This window comes from Orrella daihaiensis (genome assembly GCF_022811525.1).
In the GTDB taxonomy this organism is placed as follows: domain Bacteria; phylum Pseudomonadota; class Gammaproteobacteria; order Burkholderiales; family Burkholderiaceae_B; genus Algicoccus; species Algicoccus daihaiensis.
In genome coordinates this window covers 2681523-2705642 of sequence record NZ_CP063982.1, presented here as the reverse complement: position 1 = coordinate 2705642, position 24120 = coordinate 2681523, and the positions used below count along the sequence as shown (strand labels likewise).

The 24120-nt window shown below is 50.7% G+C and carries 20 protein-coding genes and 1 pseudogene; 11 read left to right on the top strand and 10 right to left on the bottom strand.

The features are described from left to right. The first annotated feature begins 73 nt into the window (after positions 1–73). Both DHf2319_RS12495 and DHf2319_RS12490 read left to right on the top strand, forming a co-directional pair. Positions 74–1300, top strand: a complete 1227-nt coding sequence (locus DHf2319_RS12495) for an ABC transporter substrate-binding protein (RefSeq protein WP_243478684.1) — start codon at positions 74–76, stop codon at positions 1298–1300. Further along, complete coding sequence (locus DHf2319_RS12490) at positions 1297–3942, top strand: putative bifunctional diguanylate cyclase/phosphodiesterase (RefSeq protein ID WP_243478683.1); 2646 nt, start codon at positions 1297–1299, stop codon at positions 3940–3942. The genes DHf2319_RS12495 and DHf2319_RS12490 overlap by 4 nt, the downstream gene beginning before the upstream one ends. Before the next feature lie 44 nt (positions 3943–3986). On the opposite strand, the gene DHf2319_RS12485 is transcribed toward DHf2319_RS12490, so the two are convergent. Then, complete coding sequence (locus DHf2319_RS12485) at positions 3987–5900, bottom strand: sensor domain-containing diguanylate cyclase (protein ID WP_243478682.1); 1914 nt, start codon at positions 5898–5900, stop codon at positions 3987–3989. A gap of 3 nt (positions 5901–5903) precedes the next feature. Further along, positions 5904–6689, bottom strand: a complete 786-nt coding sequence (locus DHf2319_RS12480) for a substrate-binding periplasmic protein (protein ID WP_243478681.1) — start codon at positions 6687–6689, stop codon at positions 5904–5906. 437 nt (positions 6690–7126) lie between these two features. Between DHf2319_RS12480 and DHf2319_RS12475 the strand changes: the two genes are divergently transcribed. From DHf2319_RS12475 to DHf2319_RS12460, 4 genes are all read left to right on the top strand, one after another. Continuing rightward, positions 7127–8356 (top strand): HlyD family secretion protein, encoded by a 1230-nt coding sequence (locus DHf2319_RS12475; RefSeq protein WP_243478680.1) that lies wholly within the window; start codon positions 7127–7129, stop codon positions 8354–8356. Beyond that, positions 8356–10302, top strand: a complete 1947-nt coding sequence (locus DHf2319_RS12470; RefSeq protein ID WP_243478679.1) for a glycosyltransferase — start codon at positions 8356–8358, stop codon at positions 10300–10302. Before DHf2319_RS12475 ends, DHf2319_RS12470 begins: the two co-directional genes overlap by 1 nt. Before the next feature lie 93 nt (positions 10303–10395). Continuing rightward, positions 10396–10977, top strand: coding sequence for a DUF2165 domain-containing protein (locus DHf2319_RS12465; RefSeq protein ID WP_243478678.1), 582 nt, complete (start codon positions 10396–10398; stop codon positions 10975–10977). Then, positions 10977–11333, top strand: coding sequence for a cupin domain-containing protein (locus DHf2319_RS12460; RefSeq protein WP_243478677.1), 357 nt, complete (start codon positions 10977–10979; stop codon positions 11331–11333). Before DHf2319_RS12465 ends, DHf2319_RS12460 begins: the two co-directional genes overlap by 1 nt. Positions 11334–11348: 15 nt before the next feature. Here the strand turns inward: DHf2319_RS12460 and DHf2319_RS12455 are convergent, their stop codons facing one another. Further along, on the bottom strand, positions 11349–12140 hold the full coding sequence (locus tag DHf2319_RS12455; RefSeq protein WP_243478676.1) for a DODA-type extradiol aromatic ring-opening family dioxygenase: 792 nt from the start codon (positions 12138–12140) through the stop codon (positions 11349–11351). A gap of 39 nt (positions 12141–12179) precedes the next feature. Beyond that, positions 12180–12593, bottom strand: a complete 414-nt coding sequence (locus DHf2319_RS12450; RefSeq protein WP_243478675.1) for a DoxX family protein — start codon at positions 12591–12593, stop codon at positions 12180–12182. 115 nt (positions 12594–12708) lie between these two features. Here DHf2319_RS12450 and DHf2319_RS12445 point away from each other — a divergent pair, with 115 nt between their 5' ends. Further along, positions 12709–13617 carry a LysR family transcriptional regulator gene (locus DHf2319_RS12445; protein WP_243478674.1) on the top strand — a complete coding sequence of 303 codons (909 nt, stop codon included), beginning with the start codon at positions 12709–12711 and terminating at the stop codon, positions 13615–13617. A gap of 192 nt (positions 13618–13809) precedes the next feature. Next, positions 13810–14577, top strand: a complete 768-nt coding sequence (locus DHf2319_RS12440; protein ID WP_243478673.1) for a metallophosphoesterase — start codon at positions 13810–13812, stop codon at positions 14575–14577. 17 nt (positions 14578–14594) lie between these two features. Here DHf2319_RS12440 and DHf2319_RS12435 read toward each other — a convergent pair. After that, positions 14595–14702 (bottom strand): annotated as a pseudogene (locus DHf2319_RS12435) (amino acid transporter); the annotation flags it as partial. Positions 14703–14833: 131 nt separating this feature from the next. Here DHf2319_RS12435 and DHf2319_RS12430 point away from each other — a divergent pair. Then, positions 14834–15283 (top strand): rhodanese-like domain-containing protein, encoded by a 450-nt coding sequence (locus DHf2319_RS12430; protein ID WP_243478672.1) that lies wholly within the window; start codon positions 14834–14836, stop codon positions 15281–15283. A 19-nt stretch (positions 15284–15302) separates the two neighbouring features. On the opposite strand, the gene DHf2319_RS12425 is transcribed toward DHf2319_RS12430, so the two are convergent. After that, positions 15303–16874 carry a glycerol-3-phosphate dehydrogenase/oxidase gene (locus tag DHf2319_RS12425; RefSeq protein ID WP_243480106.1) on the bottom strand — a complete coding sequence of 524 codons (1572 nt, stop codon included), beginning with the start codon at positions 16872–16874 and terminating at the stop codon, positions 15303–15305. Positions 16875–17012: 138 nt separating this feature from the next. Between DHf2319_RS12425 and glpK the strand changes: the two genes are divergently transcribed. Further along, on the top strand, positions 17013–18506 hold the full coding sequence (gene glpK / locus DHf2319_RS12420) for a glycerol kinase GlpK (RefSeq protein WP_243480105.1): 1494 nt from the start codon (positions 17013–17015) through the stop codon (positions 18504–18506). A gap of 33 nt (positions 18507–18539) precedes the next feature. On the opposite strand, the gene DHf2319_RS12415 is transcribed toward glpK, so the two are convergent. Further along, positions 18540–20021 carry an NADP-dependent isocitrate dehydrogenase gene (locus DHf2319_RS12415; RefSeq protein WP_243478671.1) on the bottom strand — a complete coding sequence of 494 codons (1482 nt, stop codon included), beginning with the start codon at positions 20019–20021 and terminating at the stop codon, positions 18540–18542. A gap of 110 nt (positions 20022–20131) precedes the next feature. Between DHf2319_RS12415 and DHf2319_RS12410 the strand changes: the two genes are divergently transcribed. Beyond that, complete coding sequence (locus DHf2319_RS12410) at positions 20132–21067, top strand: LysR family transcriptional regulator (protein WP_243478670.1); 936 nt, start codon at positions 20132–20134, stop codon at positions 21065–21067. A 105-nt stretch (positions 21068–21172) separates the two neighbouring features. Here DHf2319_RS12410 and DHf2319_RS12405 read toward each other — a convergent pair whose 3' ends face one another. The 3 genes from DHf2319_RS12405 to DHf2319_RS12395 form a co-directional block, all read right to left on the bottom strand. After that, positions 21173–22378, bottom strand: a complete 1206-nt coding sequence (locus DHf2319_RS12405) for a porin (RefSeq protein WP_243478669.1) — start codon at positions 22376–22378, stop codon at positions 21173–21175. Positions 22379–22549: 171 nt separating this feature from the next. Beyond that, positions 22550–23647, bottom strand: coding sequence for a patatin-like phospholipase family protein (locus DHf2319_RS12400; RefSeq protein ID WP_243478668.1), 1098 nt, complete (start codon positions 23645–23647; stop codon positions 22550–22552). 186 nt (positions 23648–23833) lie between these two features. After that, positions 23834–24088, bottom strand: a complete 255-nt coding sequence (locus tag DHf2319_RS12395) for a DUF2061 domain-containing protein (protein ID WP_243478667.1) — start codon at positions 24086–24088, stop codon at positions 23834–23836. Positions 24089–24120: the final 32 nt, after the last annotated feature.

The following is a 24120-nucleotide window of genomic DNA, read 5'->3' as shown; positions in this document are numbered from 1 at the left end:
GGGAACACAAGGGTACCCTAGGATCGTACCAGAGGTGCTTGGTGCCCCACTGAAATTTGAAAGCGAGGGTAATGTGATACCTCAGCACCTGACGAATTGGTTCATAAAACAGTTTGCGGCGGTTTGTGCAGCCCTCGTCGCGCCATTCGTATTAGCGCAATCGACTAGCGCAGTACAGCAGCCAGTATTGATTGGTTTTGATGGGGCCTTCACACAACCGTCAAGCACATCAGCTGCTTCAATTACGCTCGGTGCACAGATCGCTATCGATGAAATCAACGCTCGTGGCGGCGTGCTGAATGGACGCCCATTGAAGCTGGTGACCGAAGACAATCATGGCATTTCTGCGCGGGCACGTGACAACTTCAAGTCCTTGGCAGTGATGCCTGACTTGGTTGCCATATATGGTGGCAAGTTCAGTCCAACCATTATGGAAACGATGCCACTGGCCAACGAGCTGAAGGTTGTCTCTGTTAGCTTGTGGGGGTCAGCCAATCCCATTACGGATGACCCTTTGAAAAACCCCTACGTGTACCGGCTTTCTCTAAAGGATAGCTGGGCCATTCCGGCCATGATGAGGCAGGCGCTTGATGCTCATTCGGCCACTCGATTATGTGCCCTCTTTCCGAATACTGCTTGGGGGCGGTCTGGCGCTAATGCCTTAGACCTGAATCTGGCTCAAACTGCTCAGCAGTTAGTGCACTCAAAATGGTATCAGTGGGGTCAGACTGATTTTGCTGCAGACTTACAAAATTGCATTGATGCCGGTGGTCAAGCGGTCATTATGGTCGCCAATGAAGGTGAGGGTGCTGCCATTATTAATAGCATGGCCACCCTGCCTGACAAGGAGCGCCTGCCAATCGTCTCACACTGGGGTGTGACTGGTGGGCTGTTACATCAGCTCATTAAGCCAAGTGCCGGTCTGGTAGATGTCGATATTATTCAAACCTTCAGTTTTGTGGACAATCCCAGACCTACAGCTCAAGCGCTTGCAAGGGAGGTGATGCAGCGTACCGGCGTGCTGAATGTTGCGCTAATCTCCAGCCCCGTCGGTGTGGCACAGGCCTATGACATGACGCATTTACTGGCGCTCGGTGTAGAGCAGGCTGGTTCAACGGATAGAGCAGCGGTTCAGGCTGCCTTACAGACATTGCCACCATTTGCAGGTGCCATTCGGGATTATGACCGACCATTCACTGATACCAATCACGATGGATTGACGGCAAAACAAGTGTTGTTTGTCCATATTGAGCCTGATGGCGCTTTGTTGCCGGTTCCTGAGAATGGGCCAAGCAAATGACACAAAGATCTTTGCGATCTGAAGTCGGACAAGGCGTTGCCAAGGTGATCGGGTTGCAATTGGCCTTCACACTAGCTTTGTTGTTTGTGGTCGCTGTCGGCGGTGGATTCTATGCATTGACCTCAGATCTGAAATCCAAGCAAGACATTATCGGTGCCCGTATCAGTGCTGAAATTTCAACGATTTCTAGTGCCCTTGAGGGTTTGGCAAACTCGCCTGTATTGTGGACCGCGTTGACCGATACCACTGACCGCAACGCCTATCTGGCACCCCTGCTTGCCGGGCTGAATCGTACCGATACCTTCCGTTTCGGTGTGCTTGATTATCGGGGACGTGAATATCTTGTCCCGGATGACTTCTTTTTGACAGAGCATGAGTATCAAAAAAGCCACACTACTTGGCTTGAAGGTCCACAGTTGCATTTCGAAGTCATACAAAATGAGTCGTCTGGTCTGCATGTATTAATGGTGGCGCCCATTGTCTCTCCCATGAGTCGCAGTGTTGTGGGTTACGCCATCGGTGCTTATGGAATTGATCGCTCGCTGATGCAGCTGCAATTTGGGCTAGAGACTGCAATTAAAGTTAATTTCCGCAGGCCGGCTGCTCTTGGTACGTACGACTTTGGACTCTTGACAGTGTCCACTACAAGCCGACAAACGATTAACACTCCAAATGGCGAATTTGTTTTTTATCTCACTGTTACCGATTCCTTTCAGCAGCAGTTGCTTACTTTGATATTGCTGTTGTGCGCCGTGGCGCTAGTGGGGCTGTACGCCCGTCGGCTTGGCCTGGCCTGGTCAACAGGGTTTGCAAAACGTACCTTGGCTCGACTAGAGACCCTAGTGACACAATCGAGGTCAGTGGTGCGGGGCGAGAGTGTGTCCTTGCAGTCAGAGCAAGCCTCTGATGAGATTTCCGAGATCCAGAATACGCTGGTTAAGCTGCTCACAGATCAGCGCACCACGCTGGATCAGTTAAAAACAGCGGCCAGCGTATACGAGACGGCAGGTGAAGCCATTATGGTTACTGACGTCAAAGGTGTCGTTGTCGATGTCAACACTGCGTTGCTGTCGATTACTGGTTACACCCGTGAGCAAATCATTGGTCAGCAATCAGGGAAAATTTATCGCGCGCCCACACAAGATAGCGCGGATCAGACGATTGCTCAGACTATTGCGCAAACGGGTCGCTGGCGTGGCGAGACAGTTTTTTTTGATTGTGAGGGTCATTCAATACCGGTTCAGCTTGCCGTATCGGTCGTACATGACAGCGAAGGCAAAGAGACTGGCAGAGTTGCTATCTTTACCGATATCCGTCAAATCAAGCACGCCGAAGAGCGTCTGCGCCAATTGGCTTATGAGGATCCTCTGACAGGCAAACCCAATTACCGTGCTTTTACTGATTTTATTGTCCAGCAGATCAATGACCCGGCCACAGAAAACAAGCCATTCTTGTTTTTGTTTATTGACCTTGACAGGCTTAAGCAAATCAATGATTTGTGGGGCCATGAAAAAGGTGACGATATTATTCAGGCGGCTGCAGATCATTTTAGTGAATGCTTGCCACACGGGCACTTGCTTGGCCGACGTTCGGGTGACGAGTTTCTGGCCTACGTTCCTGTCGATGCGTCGCAGTCGCTGCAAATGCTCAGGGAGCAACTTCGGGCTGACTTGGTTAAATACCGCGTGATGCTCGATGACAATCTATACGAGGCGACAGCCAGCATCGGCGTCACTCAATATCCGCAGTTCGGGCAGTCACTTAAAGATTTGCTGCAACAAGCTGACGCCGCACTTTACGAAGCGAAACGTGCTGTTTCTGGCAGCAAAATCGTCTGGTACGACGACCGCCTGGGTCAGAAAATGAAGCGTCAATTAGTCATTCAGGCCGCATTGCCAGAAGCAATCAGGGCTGGGCGAATCGTGCCGCACTTTCAGCCGGAAGTCAGCTTGGCCACCGGTCGTGTGGTTGGATTCGAAGCGTTAGCCCGTTGGTATGATCCGGTGCTTGGATTTGTTGCACCAGATGAATTCATTGCAGTGGCTGAAGAGTCTGACTTAATCGTCAGCCTATCGCACAGTATGCTAGATCAGGTATTTGCAGCCATGCCGCAATTGCAAGCCAAGTTTGCCGGGGCCCAGATTGCCGTCAACGTTTCCCCTAGGCAGTTTCTGAATCAGAAGCTGCTAAGTAGCTTGAAGCGATTTGCAGCAGACCATCCGGATTTTGTTTCTAGCCTGGTACTTGAGATCACAGAGACGGATCTTTCCAATCAGGAAGAATTGCTGATTGCTCAGTTGCAGCAAATTCGAGAGCTTGGCCTTAAAGTGGCAATCGATGATTTTGGTAAGGGGCATTCGTCCCTGTCGCGTTTAGCGAACATGCCGCTAGACAAGCTTAAGATTGATGCAGCATTTGTCGCTGGCATTGGCGATGGTGTGCAGGAGAACATCATTGAAGTGATCTTGGGGCTTGCCCATACGCTCGGATTGACGGTTACTGCCGAAGGTGTTGAGACTGAGCAACAAAGAAAATGGTTGCATGCGGCCGGCTGTCAGCGAGCACAAGGGTGGTTATATGCTCGTGCCATGAGGCTCGAGGATGCTTTAGCCTTGAATAGCCCAATGAAAGGCCACGATTAAGTGGACAATTTAAGCAGTCAATACAAGCAGATCATCAAGTCAGACTAATCAACACTGAGGGTGACCACTTTGTTGCGTCCACCTGATTTGGCAGCATACAGTGCATCATCAGCTTGGCTAAGCAGCGCATCGATTGTCTGATCGGCAACATGAGCCGCATACGCCACACCAATGCTAATCGTGACACGCAGAGGCTGGTCGCTATCGGCTATCTCGATTAGCTGACTTGCAGTCTGTGCGCATAGCTTCTCAGCTATCCGTTCAGCACTGATTCGGGGTGTGCGAGGCAGGATAAGGGCAAACTCTTCACCGCCAAGGCGAACCAATAGATCTGATGAGCGTATGGCACCAGACCACTTTTCGGCAAGTGTTTGAAGAACCACATCACCAACACCATGCCCCCAAGTGTCGTTGATTTGCTTGAAATGATCAATATCAATCATCAGGACTGCCAGTGACATACGGGCGAGGTCTTTCTGCTCATTCATTTCCCGGACAAACTCGTCCAAACCACGACGATTTGCTACCTGAGTCAATGGATCAAGGGTAGCCTCCGAACGCAGTTTTTGATTGAGTGACTCGAGAGTTAACCGCGCGGCCTTTTCCCGTTCGTACTCTTGTGACAGTCGGATTGCTTGGGTGATATCACTGTAGAGGGAGATGTAGTGGGTGGTGTCCCCCCACTCGTTACGAAACGGGATGATGGTGGCCGTCAGCCATAACAATTCACCAGACTTTGTTTTGTTACGAAATGTGCCCCGCCAGATCTCGCCGGCAGCCAAAGTCTTCCACATGTGTTCGAAGAGCTCTGGCTTTTCCAGACCGCTGTTGAGTATTTTGTGATCTTTGCCAAGCAGCTCTGCTCTAGAGTACCCAGTGGCTGCAAGCATAGGTTCGTTAACGTCTTCAATCCGGCCTCTGAGGTCTGAGCGTGTCATCAACAGGTGCGTGGTGATGCCAGCCAGCAGATTGTCTGACATCACGGCTGCCCTTGCTTGCCTGATGTAGAGTCGGTATAGAGCGGATAACACCCCGACAATAAGCAAAGATCCCAGTGTTGCGATAAGCAATAAAAACTCGCGGGTTTGTACCGTGTCTGCGCTTAGCGTATCCATGTTGGCGATGCTTGTCACAATCATGGGCGACTGGCTGTCAGACCGGTAGACCACCAGAAAATTATCGTCTTGGGCTAGATAGAAACTTCCGATATCTTGATAGGAGATTGCGCTCGAGAGTTGTTTGAAGACCTCTGCTGTGGATACTGGCTGGGCATGATGATTCATCACTTTTTTACCCGTGTAGTTGAAGATGGCAATCTCAACGGCAGGGTTGTGATCAATTCTGCTCCAGACGTTTTCAAAGAAAGAAATGTTGATCGTGGCGACCCAAATGAGTTGTTTGCCGTCCTGATCGACTGAGTAGAAGGCAGGCATAAGCTGTTGGGTCGGGGAGGTTCTCTCTTGTGACCAATCCGAGATGTCGCGATACGGCAGGACTTCACCGAATCTAACTTTACCAATACGCCATGTGATGTCATGACTATCATCAGAAAAACTATCCGGACTGATGGTTTTACCGATGTTGCCAGGGTTTGAGCTCGTGAGCACCAGACCAGCGCTATCGATCAAGGACAGGCTGCGAATGACATGTGAGTTTCCGATCGCACGTTGCAATTCCTCCGGTGTCAGCACATCCGGAGTGACCATGGTGATATTGGTCATCTCACCCATGGTCAGCAAAATGGTCGTGACAAGATTAAGTGAGCGCTCAAGATGATCCTCCAGTAACGTGGTCTCTGAGGCCAAGGCACTCTCTGTGGATTTGGTGAAACTATTCTGAACAGATTGATACGCAAAAAAGTAGCTCGACCAGACAAGTATGAGCAAGGCAAGACCCACCGCCACACCCAGTCGTCTGACCTGTTGTGGCTTTAAACGCATGGAGGTGTTGGTATCCAAGCGCTAGTCCCTGACTAGAATGGGTAGCAGGTTGTTGGCTCTTGCTGCTTGCTCAAGACGGCCATCTTGCTTGACGCGGATCAAAAATTCGTTGACTGTTGCTAGCCACTGCGGATCACCTTTGCGCACCGCGTAGGCATAATCAGTCGTTTTAAGTTCCTTGGTAGGGCTGATTAATCTCGCCCAATCAACGTTACGCAACATGCGCTGACTGTAGGGGTAGTCGGTCGCAAAAGCGTCGGCCCGACCCGTTTCGACTTCTATCTCGCGCTCGGACGGTTTGGAGACGATTGATAAAGTCGCATTCTTGAAATAGTCGCGCGAGAATGGCTCCATGTAGGTTCCCTTCTGCACAGAGATCACTACACCTGGTTGATCGAGATCCTCAACAGATTGCAGGGTTGTATTCGCTTTTGTTGTAATGAAATAAATATCGCTACGCAGATATGGTGCCGAGAAACTAACCCTTTCTTGACGTGCAGGGGTTACACCCGCTCCCATCATCGCAATGTCACAGTCGCCGGCCTCCAAGCGATCCATGAAGTTTGCGAAGTCGGTTTTGACATACTCAAGATTCACGCCAAGATCGTCTGCAAATGCCTTGGACATATCGATGTCGATGCCTTGCAGTATGCCTGTTCTCGGATGTTCGAAACTAATCCCAAAATATTGTGGCCAATGACAAACTAAAAGCGTACCGCGCGCTTTGACCGCGTCTAGTGTGCCGGCTAACGTGGTTCCTGGCCCCAGTGCAACCAACAGGATTAGGCTGCCGAATAATACATTCATGATTCGTATGTTTCGAGTGAGCATGACATCCTCTTGGGCAGTCAATAGCCATTGGACCTCACGGAACCTTGTGGGTTCCGCACTTGTCAGAGTTAAGTGATTCTAGTGTCGCGAACAGACCCGATAGCCTTTTTAATCAACCTGATCACAATTGCAAGCGGTGCATTCATCATAATTGATAACCCGTCACTCTTTTCGATACCAGCGCATCCATAATGGAGAGAAAGCCAGAAAAAACCGAAAATAATCAGTGGTTATTATCTTGCAGGTAAAATCTAACCGGATACGGAGGTGATTTGCTTGAGTAATTTACTGAGGTATCAGGCGCTTAATTAAGGTGTAATCCTCTCAACCGAAGAAGGTATCTTCGGTTCTTGCTAAACCTGTCATGGTGACGCTATTTGATCACCGGTGATACTGGCTGAATAATTTTTCATATGCAAATAAATTTCAATGGCAAGTTTTTCCGGCGTCTGATCGGCATCATTATTTTATTGGCACTCGTCATCGTGGTTGGGCCAGCCTTATTTAAGGTGCAAAGTGCCAATGCGATTGTCAATGCACATGTCGTGTATGTAAATTCGCCGCTTGAAGGTGTTGTAACGGAAGTGTTCAAGTCGGTTGGTTCAACAGTTGAGCGCGGTGATTCACTGATAGTCGTCAACAACCCTAGAATCAGCGAAAGATTGCTAGAGGAATTGAAAGCGTTGCGCCAGACAGTCATGGAAAGAATTAATGGATTGACCCGACAGCAAACGAGTTTGCAGTCCATGCAATCAGACCTGCAGGTGCGGATTGAATTGCACAATAGTCATGAAACCACGCGTCTTGAACATCAAATCGCGGAGGCCCGAGCGCAGGCGTTGGCTCAGCAGGGCACAGTCAATGAATTAAAGCTTACGCTCGAAAAAAACCGCAAACTACTGGCTCAGAAGTTTATTTCCGAATTAGAGTTTGACCGATCTCGATTTGGGCTTGAAGTGGGCGAAGCCCAACTGCAAGCGATCGAAGCCAAAATCAGAACACTCGAATCTGAGCAGACTGCGTTGGCGGCAGGCGTTTACCTCGGTCAAGGTCGAAACGATGTGCCTTACACGCAACAAAAGTTCGAGGACATCACGGTGCAATTAATCAATATTCAGGCCGAGATCAGTGAGGCCAATGCACGCTTGATGGCGCTTGAGGATCAGATTGCCGCTGAGCGTTCGAACTTGCAGAAATTGCGTGAAGCCACCTTGGCTGCACCAGTCAGTGGAATGCTTTGGCGCCTGTACTTTCCAGTCGGCAGTGATGTTGTGCTGGGGAGTCGTCTATCGGCGCTAGTCGATTGCAATGACCTGTTTGTAGAAGCGGCTGTGCCCGATAGCAATTTAGCCGGCTTATCCGAGGGCAGCAAAGTAAATTATCGGCTCGTCGGTAGCTCTGAATGGGCAGTTGCGGAGGTGTTCAAGATTGTGGGCAGCGGCAACAAGGTTCGTGATGAGACGCTGGCAGCTGAGCTCGATACCGATTCTCGTGATGGGCGTGTCTTTGTGCGCATAGCGAAAGATACATTGCCCGATATTCAAGCCAATCAGTGTTACGTTGGTCGAGCTGCGGAAGTCACATTTGACCGCACCTTCAATCCCAAGGTGCTGTTGACACGATTGACTGGTCTTTTTCAGTAATGACGCTGACTGCCTATATGCCACTGTTGCTGGTGGCATCAATTTATTTATTGTTTTGGGATGCCACCAAATCGAGTAATAAAAACCGAGCTTTCTTTGCGCTAGTCAGTGTTTTACTGGGGGTTGTCTACCTTGCCTGGCGAGCAATCGCTACGCTTTACCTGCCGCCCGAACTTGGTTGGGCAAATCAAGTATGGACCATCTTATTGTGGCTCGTTGAATTATTGACCTTCATTGAGGTCGGTACGTTCTTGCTAATTATGAGCCGCACCAATGAACGCAGTGCTCAAGCCGATGCACTTGCCCAGTTACCACGTGAACCCTCACCGTCGGTTGATATACTTATCCCGACTTATAACGAGCCGATTGACGTTCTAGAAAAAACAATTATTGGCGCGTGCAACATTGATTGGCCAAATAAAAAAGTTTGGGTTCTCGATGATGGCCGGCGTGACTGGCTCAGAGACTATTGTCGGGATCGAGAGGTCGGCTATCTGACCAGAGAGGATAATGCGCATGCCAAAGCCGGGAATCTTAACCATGCATTGGCAAAGACAAAGGGGGAGTTCATTTGCATTTTTGATGCCGACTTTGTGCCATTTCCAGATTTCGTGCGAAGAACCATAGGCTTTTTTGATGATCCGACTGTGGGCATTGTGCAAACGCCGCAGCACTTTTACAACAAGGATCCGATTCAAACAAACTTGAGTATCTCGCAAGATTACCCTGATGAGCAGCGTCTTTTTTTTGATGAGATGGCAGCAAGCCGTGATGCCTGGGATGCTGCCTTTTGTTGCGGCTCTTGTAGCATTCAGCGCCGCGCGGCACTGGTTGCTGTGGGTGGTGTGCCAACCGAAAGTATCACGGAGGATTTGTTAAGTACCTTGGTCATGCTGCGTAAAGGTTACCGCACACTTTATTTGAATGAACGACTGAGCATGGGCCTGGCGGCCGAATCGATCCAAGGCTTTTTTGTTCAACGCGAGCGTTGGTGTCGAGGAGCCATTCAGTCTCTGTTTCTGCCAACTGGGCCGTTGGGTGCAGGGCTGACCGCCATCCAGCGGCTGCTGTTCTTTCCCACGAGTTGGTTAATCCAGTACACCGTCAGAATCATGCTGATTCTTATCCCCATCGTATATCTTTTAACTGGAATGATCCCGTTTTACTTCACTAGTATCAATGATTTGATTTTCTTTCAGGTACCGGTGTTTCTGGCGTTCTTCTTGAACATGCGATGGCTAGTGGGCGGTAAGTACATGCCCTTGGTCTCAGTAGCGGCTAGTGTGTTTGCGAGTTTCCGGATGTTTCCCACTGTCGTGGCATCACTCATCAAACCGTTTGGCACACCGTTTAAGGTTACGCCCAAGGGTTCCTCGTCTGTCAGTGGACGCGGCGCTGAGCTTTTCACGTTCTATCAAATTCTCCTTGCCATTGCTTTGACTGTGGCGGGCTTGCTGATCAACGTGCAACCTGAAATTGCAGTCATTCGGTTTGATGAGTTCTATCCGATCGCTGTTTTTTGGTCTGCCTTTAATCTTGTGGTTCTAGTGCTCGCAGCATTGCTGTGTTTTGAGGGGCCAAGATTTCGGCGGGAAGAACGATTTGATGTGCATGAGTCTGTTGAGCTTGAGCTCGACGACTTTAAAACCTTAGGCGAGCTTATTGACGCCAGCGTCGACGGTTGCAAGATACAGCTTGATTCCAACTGGTTGTCAACGCCGTTACCAACAAGTATGGTCGCAAGGATATCGGGTGTGGGTGCAGTACGGCTTAAGCCTATCCGGGTTAACCGTGGTGCGATTGCAGCGATCTTTGAGTATGAAGCGAATCAGCGTGATTTGATGATTGCTAAGCTGTTCAGTGGTCGATACCGTAATCAAGTAGATGATGTGTCGGGATTTGGGACTATCCTTGCTCGGCTTTGGCGAAGAGCGTTTGGAGACTGATTCGGTTAGTCTGTTAACGTACGTTTGATTTGATCGGTATTCGCGAGCAGTTGTAATCTTGTTTAATAAAACAGCTTATCGAGGAGAGCCGTTGTGGCAGCAAATGATCGCCTACAACAGGTCAGCCTGCTGACAAAGGCAGTGTTGACTCTATCTATCGGCTTGTTTGGGTTGGTGGTCGCATGGACTAACCTCATCGCCTACAGTATTAATTTTCAATTTGTGCAACAAGTGCTCAGCATGGAGTCACTTGCCAGTTGGGCGCAAGTCGAGACGTTATTGCATCGCGCGATCAAAGACCCGATGCTGCACCAGATGGCTTACGCCGCGATTATCTTTGCTGAGTTTGTAGTTGGCATTCTGTGCAGCGTTGGTGGATTACTGCTGCTGTTTTGCGTGTTTTGTGCTAACCCGAATCGTTTGGCGATCGGCAAGGCGTTTGGTTTGGCTGGTTGCGGGGTTGGTGTCCTGATCTGGTATCTGGGCTTTGCGGTCATCGGTGCTGAATACTTTGCCATGTGGGCTAACAGTTGGAATGGGCAGGCAACAGCGTATGCGTTTTCCGGGATTTTATTGTTGTCGATGATTTATTTGGCTCAACCAGAAGCGACCGTATCCGATCCTCGCAAGCCAGAAGATATGTCGTCACCCAACGGTCAGAACGCTCAGTTGTGATGATGACGCCTCGGGACGCGGTGTCCGGTAATTTGCTCAGTGATCTTCCGAGTTCGCCTGAAGCTGCTGAAGTTTTTCATGCCTTGTTGTCGTTCGGAAATGTGCGTATCGAACGTATTGTGTCGACTGGTCAAGTTAGCCCGGAAGGGTTTTGGTATGACCAAACACAAGCCGAATGGATTTTATTGGTGCAAGGTAGTGCCACCCTCAGGTTTGAGGATGAGCTATACGGAAGAAACTTGGCTGTGGGCGATTTCCTATACATTGCACCGCATCGCCGGCATCGCGTGCAATTCACGCAAGCCAGTCCGCCAACGGTCTGGCTTGCGATCCACATAGAGAGTAATGAGAAGTAGCCACTGGATTTATCGCTACTGCCAGCAGTAGGACGCCATGGATAACATACCGTAGCGAACCTCCCTTGAAATCACTTCAAAACGGTCTGCCTTGCTTGTGGCGCCAAGGGCAAAGAACAGTGGCAACAAGTGCTCCTCGGTGGGGTGGGCCCGTTGCCCATGGGGTGCCAATTCACGGTAATGCAGTAAAGAGTCATAATCGCCATCTTTAATCCGGTCCTCAATCCAGTTGGCAAATTCATGCACATAGGGAGATACTTGATCTGTATTCGAACCACGGAACTCCGCGAGGTTGTGCGTCAGGCTGCCGGTTCCCAGGACCAAGCAGCCATATTGGCGAAGCACGGCAAGTGTCTGACCGAGATGCCAGGCTTGATCGGGCGTGCTGTTGATAGGTAGTGATACGCAAATCACTGGTATGTCAGCCAATGGCCGCAAATACCGTAGTGGTACCCATACGCCATGGTCCATGCCTCGATCTGGATCCAGACCGGCGTCTAGACCATTTGATGCAAGAGTGTCCACAACCAGTTTGGCAACTTCTGGAGACCCGTGGGCTGGATATTGAATGGCATACAGCTCTTTCGGGAAGCCGTAAAAGTCATGAATCGTCTCAGGGGATGGGTGGCTTGAAACCCGCAAGCCATTGGTTTCCCAGTGTGGCGAGACAGCTACGATTGCCCTGGCACTGCCAAGCATTTGTCCCAATTGACCCAGCCTGTATCCAAGCTCACCAGGTTGGTCAGCAAATGTCGGCGCTCCATGGGAGATGAATAAGCTAGGGGCGGTGTCAGGGTTTGTGCTCATGATGATTCCCGCAGATAGTTCTTGGACACTAAATTGTGATTACTTACCAACGCGCTTTTGATCGAGACTAAGTTGTCCGGCACCATGTGCAGCCAGAATCAATAGCCCCCCAATGACCGCGATATTTTTATAGAACAGCAGTTGTTGCATGAAAGCCTGATCTGCTGGCATTGCCCAATAGGCATGGAAAAAAATGCTGGCCAACAGTGTGAAGATAGCCAGAACAATTGCTGCTGTGCGCGTAAAGAAACCTGCGATCAATGCAACGCCGCCTACGATTTCAACGATGATGGCAATGACCGCACCTAGCGCGGCAAGCGGCAAGCCCACCGATTCAATGTAACCAACGGTTCCGGTAAAGCCGGTAATTTTGGAAAGACCCGCTGGTAAAAACAGGGCGGCCAGAGCCAAGCGACCGATAAGAACGAGAACATTGTTCACTGAGGATTGCATATTGAGCTCCTAAAAGTTGAGTGTTTCAGTAGGCAAATTCTGTCAGTTTCTTTATTTAAGATAAAGGTGGTAAAAAGTTATAAATTGTCAAAGAAATTGAAACAATAGGAATTCAATGGATCGCATAGAAGCCATGCAGGCGTTTGTGGCAGTGGTCGAGGCTGGTAGCTTCGTGGCGGCAGCAAACAAGCTACAACTATCCAAAGCAGTGGTGTCGCGACAGGTGGCCTTGCTAGAAGATGAGTTGGGCACGCGTCTGTTGCATAGAACCACAAGAAGGGTTTCCCTGACCTCCGATGGCGACTTGTTTTTTGGGCGCAGTCGTGAATTGTTGCAGCAATGGCAAGAGGTCACAGACGAAGTCAGTCACCGAACTGTTCAGGCGCGTGGCACGCTCAGAGTCAATGTACCGTTTAGTTATGGGGTGATGTACCTAGCGCCGCTCTGGCCTGTGTTCATGCAAAAGCACCCCGAGGTCTTGCTGGAGATCACGCTGTCAGATCGGGTGGCCGATCTTGTTGATGAGGGTTTCGATTTGGCAGTTCGCATCGGACAGCTACCATCGTCATCATTGGTCAGTCGCCGACTCGCGAGCATGAGGCTGAAAGTTTGTGCCGCACCGAGTTACGTCAAAAATCATGGCAGGCCAAACAGACCAACCGATCTCGCGGCTCATCGGATACTAGCTTACAGCTTGCTATCAACTGGTGACACTTGGACACTGTCGATGAAGGCTGAGCCGCAAAAACGCGAGGTCGTTGATGTCAAGCCGGTGATGCGTAGTAACAACGGCGACACCTGTACGCAAGCGGCCATCGCAGGCCAAGGCATTGTGTTACAGCCCGATTTCATGGTGCAGAAACATATTGATCATGGGGAGTTGCTTGAACTACTGCCGACCTGGCAGGCAGAGGAGTTTGGTATTTATGCTGTCTTTCCAACCCGCAGGCACCTGCCGGCTAAGGTTAGACTCATGATCGATTTTCTGGTGACACATTTGATTTCTCACAAACCAGGTCGCTAGCGCTGCCTCGTATCTGTTCAGATACGCAAGACACTATGTGCTAGCACTCTCAGGATGTTTTGTGAAGGTGGGTTCAGTGTAAACCCGAACGCGCCTTACTTGTGCTTACGCTTCATCAAAATCGATTAGCCGCAGCTACAGCCTGCCTACAATTCTCGCTCTTGAAATCTATAGGTTGGGTAAGGCAGCAACATGAAGCTACATGTTTTGAGTGATCTACATTTGGAGTTTTCAGGGTTTACACCCCCGCGAACGGATGCCGATGTGATCGTGCTCGCCGGTGACATCGCCGGCGGGGTCGATGGGCTGCAATGGGCGGCTAAGCAATTTGAGCGGCAAAGCGTGATTTATGTGCCGGGCAACCACGAATATTATGGTGTCGAGTGCTCGGAAGTGCTCAGGCAATTGCGCCAGACAGCACATGAGCTTGGCATTTTTTTACTTCATAACGATGAGGTGGTGCTCGACGATGACCGCGGCAACCTGGTGAGATTTTTAGGTTGCACACTTTGGACTGATTTCCGTTTGTTTGGTGATGCCAGGCGAACGTTTTGCGTGAATGCTGCTAGTGTAGGTCTGAATGATTTTCGGTGGATTAAAGATGGTGGACGCAAGTTATTGCCCGAACAAACTGCGCGCTGGCATGCAGATCATGTGCGGTGGTTGCAAGAGCAATTGAAAAAATCATTTCCCGGGAAAACCGTCGTAGTAACACACCACCTACCTAGCGCCCGCTCAGTCGCTGAACGTTACAAGCTTGATGTCCTATCGGCTTGTTTTGCGTCAGAGCTAGATCATCTGTTTGGTCCGATGGCACTCTGGATACATGGTCACACTCACGATTCAGTCGACTATGAGTTGGCAGGCACGAGGGTGATCTGTAATCCGCGTGGTTGTGCCTATAACGTTGGACGGCCAGAAAACCCAGCGTTTGATCCCGGCTTGGTGATCGAGGTTTAGAGCGCTTGCCTGATTAATAGCGCTGCTAGCGTTAGCATGACAATGGCGACGTGTTCTTGACGTAAGCCTTGACGCGAAACAAAGGCGTTTTGTGCGCCAATGGCCACAATAAGGCCCAAGCCCAGACTAAAGGCCTAGATGAAGACTGCCAACTCGGTAGATAGTGATGAACTGATTGATGTCATAGTGTGCGCATCATGCGGCTTGCGTTAAATTTGAGCAATCCCGCTTTTTTGGAAGTTTTTTAGGGAAAGTTATGTTGGGACAATTCAAATCGATTATTGCGGTAATGCTCGTGTTGATGACCACGGGTGTATTTGCGCAAACAGCTACGGTTGATGCGGAAATCGGTGCTACCGAAGCGTATGAGCTAGTTAAAGACGGCAAGATCACGCTAATTGATATACGTCGTCCAGAAGAGTGGCGGCAAACAGGAGTTGCGCAAGGGGCGCTTCGTATCAATATGTTGCATCCAAAGGGATTTCAGGGTTTCGCACAAGAGATATATACCGCTGTTGGTGGCGACTTGAATGCACCGATTGTGCTGATTTGCCGTACGGGCAGTCGAACCAGCCGTTTACAACCGATTCTGACGCAAGTGGGATTTACCAATGTAAAACATGTTCCGGAGGGGACACTTGGTAATCGGAAAAAGCCCGGGTGGATCGCTCAAGGGCTGCCAATTGAGCCATGTAAAGATTGCTAGGCAACTAGCGAACGCGGTTTCATGGCAGATAATGTTCAGTCAGTTTTTCAAATGCTGCTAGATCAGTGTCTAACCCGGTTTCTTCTCGGAGGATACGGTCGACCTCTGGTGCCATCGAGCATGCCAGTTTGGCATCAAGGAAGAGTACGCGCCAGCGCCTTGCCAACACATCTTCGATAGTCTGAGCATATTCATGACGGGCAGCAAAACGGACCATGGCCTCAGTTAAGCCTAAGCCAATTTCGTGATCAGCACCCGGACATTGCTGCACTGCTTCGATTTCACTGCCATATAGGTGTGGTCCCGGGGGTTGCCACAAGGCGTGGTTTTGACCACCTATCTGTGCAGCTCCGACCAAGGCATGCGTTCGAGTAGCGCCCCCTGGGCGGGTGGGCAAAATTCCAGCTTTAAAGCAGGCATCCATGACATCTTCGGCCATGGCGCGATATGTTGTCCATTTGCCGCCGGTAACGGTCACAAGTCCGTTTGGATCAGTCACGATTGTGTGCTCGCGCGACAGCGTCTTGGTTGCGGTGTTGTCGTTGGCGGCAGGTGTGGCCACGAGCGGTCGCAAACCGACCCAGACGCTTTTGATGTCGTCTCGTGTGACCGGCTTGCTGAGCACCTTGGACGCTTCCTGCAAAATAAAGTCCAGCTCACTGGCAAAGGGATCTGGTTCGCGTGGTAGATCTTGCCTCGGTGTATCCGTGGTCCCTAGGATAATCGAACCCATCCATGGCACAGCAAAAAGCACCCGGCCATCTTCGGTCTTGGGAACGAGCAGCGCATGCTCGGCTGGCATAAATGAGCGGTCGACAACCACGTGCACACCCTGGCTCGGCGAAACCATCCGATGATGCGGGGTTTTGTCGGTGGCCGGCTGTGCCATCTGGCGTATCTGATCAACCCAGACGCCGGCGGCATTAATCAATGCCCGTGTCTTGAAGTGATGATCCAGGCCCAGCCGCCTGTCGGTGACAGCGATATTGAATTTGGCCTCACCGGCGTTGATGTGTTCAATGGCGGTGACGTCAGCATAGTTGAGCGTCACAGCACCTGCGCGCTCTGCACTGCGTGCCAAGGCCAACGCCAAACGGGCATCGTCGAACTGCCCGTCCCAGTATTGAACGCCGCCTTGCAGATGCTTGTCGTTGATGCCCGGCAAAGCGGCTTTAACCTCACGGCTGCTAAGCAATTGCGTTGATCCTAAGCCAGCTTTGCCAGCAAGCAAATCGTAAGCCTTTAAGCCCATGCCGTAAAACGGTGTTTGCCACCACTGATAAGAAGGCATCACAAATGGCAGTGGCTGAGCCAGGTGCGGCGCGATATGCAAGACAGTTGTGCGTTCAGCGAGTGCCTCACGCACAAGTGAGATATTGCCCTGCGCCAAATACCGGACACCACCATGCAACAGTTTGGTCGAGCGAGAAGAAGTCCCGCCACCGAAGTCGTGCGACTCCAGTAGCAGCACGCTGAAACCACGCAAGGCAGCATCGAGTGCCACCCCAAGTCCGGTTGCGCCCCCACCAATGATGGTGATGTCGTAGAGATCAGTCTGATTGGCCTGATTCCATTGTGCCGTGCGTATCATGTGAGACGTTGTGGTGTCCGTTGTAATTAGGCAGCGTAATGCAGCCATAAGTTTCGTCTCATTCTAGTCGTTTATCAGCTAGACTCATCAGACATGGCAAGCAATCTAGCCTGGGCATCCGATAAACAAGGGGGCGTTGTGAGTTTTATCCTGGCATTGGATCAAGGTACGTCAAGTTCTCGCAGCATAATCTTTGATGCCAGTGGCAAGATGGTTGGCATGGCTCAGCGCGAGTTTAGACAGATCTTCCCCAAGCCTGGTTGGGTTGAGCACGATCCCCGCGAAATCTGGTCGACGCAACGTGATACCGCGCTTGAGGCTCTCGCCAAAGCCAAATTGACCGCTAAGGATATTGCTGCAATTGGTATTACCAACCAGCGTGAAACCACGATTGTCTGGAATCGACAAACGGGTGAGCCCATCTACAACGCCATTGTCTGGCAAGACCGTCGAGCCGAACCAACTTGCGCCGAACTTCGCCAACAAAACCTCGGGGCATACGTGGCGCAAAGTACAGGGCTATTGATTGATGCCTACTTTTCAGCAACCAAGTTGCACTGGATTCTAGAGCATGTGCCGCAAGCCAGAGCGCTTGCTCAAAAGGGGGATCTTGCGTTTGGCACCGTTGATAGCTGGCTGATCTGGCAATTGACTGGTGGTGCAAGCCATGCCACGGATGTCAGTAACGCATCGCGCACGATGATGTTTAATATCCAGCGCAATGACTGGGACCACAAGATCCTGGAGATGCTGAATATCCCATCATCGGTTTTGCCACAAGTTTTGTCATCAAGTGCGGCGTTTGGGGAAACCGACGCGTCGGTATTTGGTCAGAGTATTCCAATCGGTGGTGTAGCGGGAGATCAGCAAAGCGCGCTATTTGGGCAGGCTTGTTTTGAGCCGGGTATGGCTAAAAACACATACGGTACGGGTTGTTTCATGCTGATGCATACTGGTCACCAATTTCAACAAAGTGCCAATGGCTTGATCACGACAGCTGCTGCTCAACCAGATGATGTGACAAGGTTCGCACTCGAAGGAAGCATCTTTATAGGTGGTGCGGTCGTACAGTGGCTGCGGGACGGTTTACGTGCAATTACCTCAAGCACTGAGGTACAACCTCTGGCTGAAAGCGTTCCGGACTCAGGCGGGGTAATGTTCGTGCCTGCTTTTACGGGGCTCGGTGCACCCTATTGGGCCCCTGATGCCAGAGGTACCATCGTTGGTCTGACACGGGGTACCACCGTTGCGCATATTGCCCGAGCAGCCCTCGAAAGCATCGCATTTCAAAGCGCGGCATTGTTACAGGCCATGAATCGTGATGTGGTTGCTGCAGGTGGTGTGCCTGTTAGTGAGCTGCGGGTCGACGGTGGTGCCTGCGTCAATGACCTCTTAATGCAAATACAGGCGGACCTGCTTGGAATACCTGTGGTGCGTCCGGCAGTCATCGAAACCACTGCACTCGGTGCTGCATATTTGGCGGGCTTACAGTCTGGCGTCTATAAAAACCTGCAGGACTTGAGTGGTCAATGGCGGGTTGATCGTACGTTCCATCCGACGCTGCCTAGCGGGCAGGCTCAAGAGCGCATGCGCCGCTGGGAGCAAGCAGTACGTCAGGCCACGGCGGCCTGACGATTTGACCGTAATGTCTGGCGATTGCGTTGGTCATTGCCCCTGCCCAAGGGCGTAACCACGCTCGCCATCGAAGGTGCACAAATTTTCTGTTTTGATGACGTCAATCCCGCGCGCAGTGAGTGCTTCTAACAAGTGAATAATGTCCGTATGGGTGATCGTGTTAGTGCCAGGTGCGGCAAAACGGCAACGCCAGTGATCGGTGCAAAATGTCTCCGCAAAGCCAGCTGGCCAAACTTTGACACCACGGTTGGTGATCATCTGCAGCTCAAAAGCCGATGTGGTCAATGCACTGAGCTGCCCGGCTAGAAAGTCAGCGCTCGTATCAGATGCGTGCACAAATACATCTACACCCACCATTTTTTTATCTGCCTTGGGTGATTTAAATAGCAGCTCGCTCGGTGAGCTATTTGCGCTTACGGTTGTTTCCGATCCGTTGCTTGCTGGACTGCCCGAGTAATAAACCGGGGTAAAGTGCTTGGGCTGTTGCCCGAGACGATCGATAACGGCTTGCGCAAAAGCCTGAGTGCCGACCGCAATACGTTGGCTTTGTGCGTGATGCAACTCTGCACTATGAATACCATCCTCAATCGCACAGAGCCAAGCATTGTGTATGGCTTGCGCGACTGCTGGCTGTCCAATATGAACAAGCATTAACACCGAGGCCAGTAATAATCCAGACGGGTTAGCGATGCCTTGGCCAGCGATGTCTGGCGCACTGCCATGGATTGCTTCAAACATAGCGCAATGTTCGCCAATGTTGGCGCTAGGGGCTAAACCGACGGAGCCGGTTAGCTCAGCTGCGATATCGGAAATAATGTCGCCATACAGGTTCGGCGTGACAATCACATCAAATTGCTCAGGACGTGTTGCGAGTCGCGCTGCTCCGATATCAATAATCATGTGATGGGTGGTAATCGCAGGGTACTGTTTGGCTATTTCGTCGAATACTTTATGAAATAAGCCGTCTGTCATCTTCATGATATTGTCTTTGGTCATGCAAGTGACATGTTGACGACCATGGTTTTGCGCGTATTCGAAGGCGTAGCGAATGATGCGTTCGCAGCCAGGACGGGTGATGAGTTTCAAACACTGATACACATCATCAGTTTGCCGATGCTCAATACCCGCATATAAATCTTCTTCGTTTTCTCTAACAATCACAACATCCATTTTGGGATGCAGAGTTTGCACGAATGGAGCGTAGCTGACGCACGGCCGTATGTTGGCGTATAGACCAAGCGTTTTTCTGATTGTGACATTAAGGCTTTTAAACCCTCCACCTTGAGGCGTCGTGATAGGTGCTTTGAGAAACACTTTGGTGCGCCGCAGGCTGTCCCATGCTTGTTGTGAAATCCCTGAACTGTATCCAGCAAGGTACTGACTTTCTCCGATTTCAATGAATTCAGGTTTAATGCGCGCCCCAGCAGCATCTAATACGGCGAGTGTGGCATCCATGATTTCAGGGCCGATGCCATCTCCGCGGGCGACCGTGATAGCGGTAAGGTTATCCATGTGCGTATCCAATATTTATTGATGTCCAAAGTCTTTCAGGACTGAATTTTGAACTGACCAATGATTAAATAAAAATAATAAATATGGATATTTATGATAGATTTATATCTATGAATAAGATTCGAGCGCCCAGGGTTACCTTCAATCAGCTACGCACACTCGAAGCTGTGGTGCGACTTGGCTCAGTTACACGCGCGGCTCAGGAATTACATCTGACTCAGCCAACCGTATCGACACAGATACAAGATCTACAAGCCTCACTTGATACCGAATTGCTCGAGCCGATTGGCCGTGGTATTCGTCCAACTGAGATTGCTGGGTTATTGCGTCAAACAGTGCTTGACATCTTTGTGAGATGGCAGCAATTTGAAGAAGAGTTGCAGGCCGTGCATGGATTGGAGCGGGGGACACTAAAGATTGCCGGTGTCACAACGACTGAGTACTTCATTGCGCAGTGGCTTTCAGATTACACGGCGGACCACCCAGGCATCGAGATCGAATTGGCAGTAGAAAATCGAGATGCAGTGGTGAGGTACTTGACCAACGACGAAATCGAGTTGGCTGTCATGATGATGCCACCACAACAGTTGCCGCTTGAGACCTTGCCAGTTATGCAAAACCCGCTTGTGTTGATTGGTCCAAAGGATCACCCATGGAGTAAAAAAAGCCGATTAACCCGACAGGTTTTAGATGGGGTGCCGATGTTGATGCGCGAGAAAGGCTCGGGCACCCGCCTGACCACGCAAGCTTACTTCAAGCAATATGGTCTGGATCTGAATGTCCGCGCCACGCTCGGTAGTAACGAAGCGATCAAACACGCAGTGGCTGCGGGCTTAGGATTGGCCGTTGTTTCACTACATGCACTGGCCGCAGACCCGACCAAGGATGGTGTAGCGATTTTGCCTGTTACGGGTTTCCCGATCAAACGTCAGTGGCAATTGGTGTGGCGTAAGGATCGACGCCTATCGTTGGCCGCCAGACGTTTTATCTCGGATGTTAGGGGGCGTTATCAGTTGTCTAGATCGGCAAACCACACAATAGCCTGACGCGCTGCAGTAAGCACTGCGAGCCCAGACTCATAAACAACCGGCTCACTATCAAGTGCGATGATCTCAATGCAGCGGTCTCTGAGCGATACAAAGCTATTGGGTTTAGAACAATGTCTGTATGCCAGTGCCTATCACAGACGCTTGGGCCCCAGACGCCATCTCAAAGTTCTGACCGTATGAGGCCCAAACGTATGCAGTGGTCCGCGGTGACAGGTTGTAAGTCAATGCGGCGCCAAGAATTTGTTGTGTACTCACGCCCGGCATGCTGGCGAGCTGGCCGGTCGGCTGTAGCATTTGCCAGGAGGCCATGAGTTGGGTTCGGTCATCGATTGCCCAGCTAAACCCGAGCAAATAAGCATTTTGATTAAACCCAGGGCTAAAGAGCATATCGGCGTCTCCTGCCAGGGAGGCAAGGCGGCTGCCATCAATGTCATTGCCTGGACCACTGCCTGAGAATGCGCCATTAATGCCTCGCCCCCAGGCAGCTGAAAGGACTACCTTGTGTAATGTATAAGCAAGTCCGACGTACCAAGCTTGAGGATTGGCAGTCGTGGGATTGGGTTGCGGTTGGCCCGAGATACTTGGCGATCCGATGCTTTTACTCGGGTAGGCTCGATCATAAGAGGCCACCACTAGCAAAGGACCGTTTTCATACTGAATGGCGCTAGTTAGTGCACGCATTTTGTCGGTCGTGTTAAACCCATTCGTTGATGGAATGGGGTTATTTGTTCCACTGCCTTCGTATAAAGCTGTCTCTCCGGTATCGAACGAGTATCCAACAGAAAACTGAAATCCCTTCCAGTTATCTGACGTAATCTGCGCAAGGTTGTTGTATATCTGGGTATTGATGGCAGTAAAGGAAGTACCCATGTTGGCTTGGCCAAAGCTCAATCCCATGGGGTCAATGGCGGTAAAGAAATTGGTTGAAGCGGTTTGTTGGCGCCCGAATTTGAATGACCCCCAATGGCGTCTGGTCAGACCGAGCGTTGATTCAATCCCAAAAAACTCTGTGTACGAGATATTGCCGTTATATAAGTTAATTTCGGTAGCAAGGTTAAAGGTCGCGGTCCAATCGTGATTAAGCCTGTCTCTTCCTTTAAACCCGATCATCGAATCGTCAAGTACGCTCGAATCCATGCCCAAGCGATTTTCCGTAGCACCGTTTTGTGATGTGCGGACATAGCTGATTCCAACGTCAGCTGCACCATATAGCGAAAGCTGAGCGCTTGTATGCACAGGAGCAGTTGATAACAGGCATGCGGTCGTAACAACTGCCAACACCCTAAGTTTTGTGGGGCACGATTTCATTGATCTGAGATTAGCAGGTTTGCATGACTAAAGAAGCAGTCATTTCAGATTGATTGTCGCAGCCTAGGCCCATTGGCGACCTGGTGCTAGACGCATAGGGGTCAACGGGTAATCAGCCTTCGGAAGCTCCAATAAGGTGTCGGTATCTAGAATCACCAAACCAATGCGACGTTACATCCAAAAGGACTTGATCTCATCCGCTTCTTTCTTTGCCCGCTCATAGCCGGCTTTGATTGCCGGTGCGATCTCTCGAGGGTCGGTGAGGCTAATACCGGACGGGGCCCCAGCGACTATCCACTTTACTTTGGTGCCTGTGGCGCGGACATCTGCGATGTTTTGAGCCATGGGATGCGGGATTTTGGTGAGGATGGGGCCAGTGACACCATCAGTTAATGAGATAACCAATGCCCGCTTTGATCCAGCAACCAGGTCAACGTGTGCCGGATTGGAGCACATGCCGCCATCCATGCAATAGCGTTGTCCAATCAGAGTTGGGCCGACGATGCCTGGCAGTGAGCTGCTCGCTGCGACAGCATGAGCAAGCGCAATGTTGTTTCTTTTTGCGCTTGCTTGACTAACAACTAAACGTTCTCCGGTGTAGCAGTCGATGCCAGTCGTATACATCCTTGGTGTCGGCCAGTCGGTTTTGCTGTCACCGGTGAGAAGTGCTGCAAGTGCCTCTACCCTTGGGCCGTTTAGATGATTGTTCGCTGCAAGTGCAGCACGGCCAAGGATCTGCCGGGTCTCAATGCTGCCATCTGTTGCCGCCATGTTGATTTCCATCGCGCGTTTTTGGCTGATATTGGGGCTAGTGACTGGCGCTAACTTTGCAAAAATCTTTGGGAATTCACCAAAGAAATCCATTTCATTGCGTAGGCGTGTGAAATGCCCCGATAGCAAGGAGGAGCCCATATAGGAGCCGGCGGAGGTGCCCACAACCATCCCTGGCAGTTGCGCCATATCGAGCCCTGCTTCAAGCAAGCCATGAAAGAAACCGCAATACCAAGCGATGTAATACTCGCCACCACCGCCTAGAACCAGAGTGCGATCTAGCCCTTTGGCTAATGGAGATACCGTTGGCTTGGTGGCGATCGGGATTGCTAAACCGTCATCCGCAAACAGTTTCTCCGAAATAGCATTTGCTTTGTCTGCGTAAGTGCTGGCTGCTGGGATTGATGACGCGTATGCTGCCTCAGGGATAACACTGCTTGCGCCAACAAGCGAGGAAACGGCGATAGAAGATGACTTTAAAAATTCACGACGCGACACGGCTGCTCTCCCATTGGTTACGGATCCAAAGCATCCGACTCAGTGCATACCGGCTGCCTCGTGAAGTGTAGTGATGCTTTGTGATGTTGTCGTGTAAAAAATACTTACATTTACAACTAAAGCAGCCACCAAGATGCCCCCGGAAGAAGCCGTGAGGGGTGAATACCCCGGGTGGAGAGCCTTGCCTTAATTCGAATCAGTGTTGCCAGCCAGTGCAGTGTCTGTGCCAGTCAATTTCTTGCGGTCGTAGCGCGACCAGATTTTTTCATGGAAAAAATAAACGATTGTTTGAACCGTGGGTTCAAGCAGGCTGAGCGTCACGGCCGCGACCCAACTGCCGGTGACTGCGTAGGCTACTGCAGCCGCCACTGTGATGTGCGTGAAATAGTAAGAGACCGTTTTTTTGATCGTAAAAGCATTAGTGCTTATGAACTTGGTCATGACGACCCTCGTAGCTGACACATAACCACGAG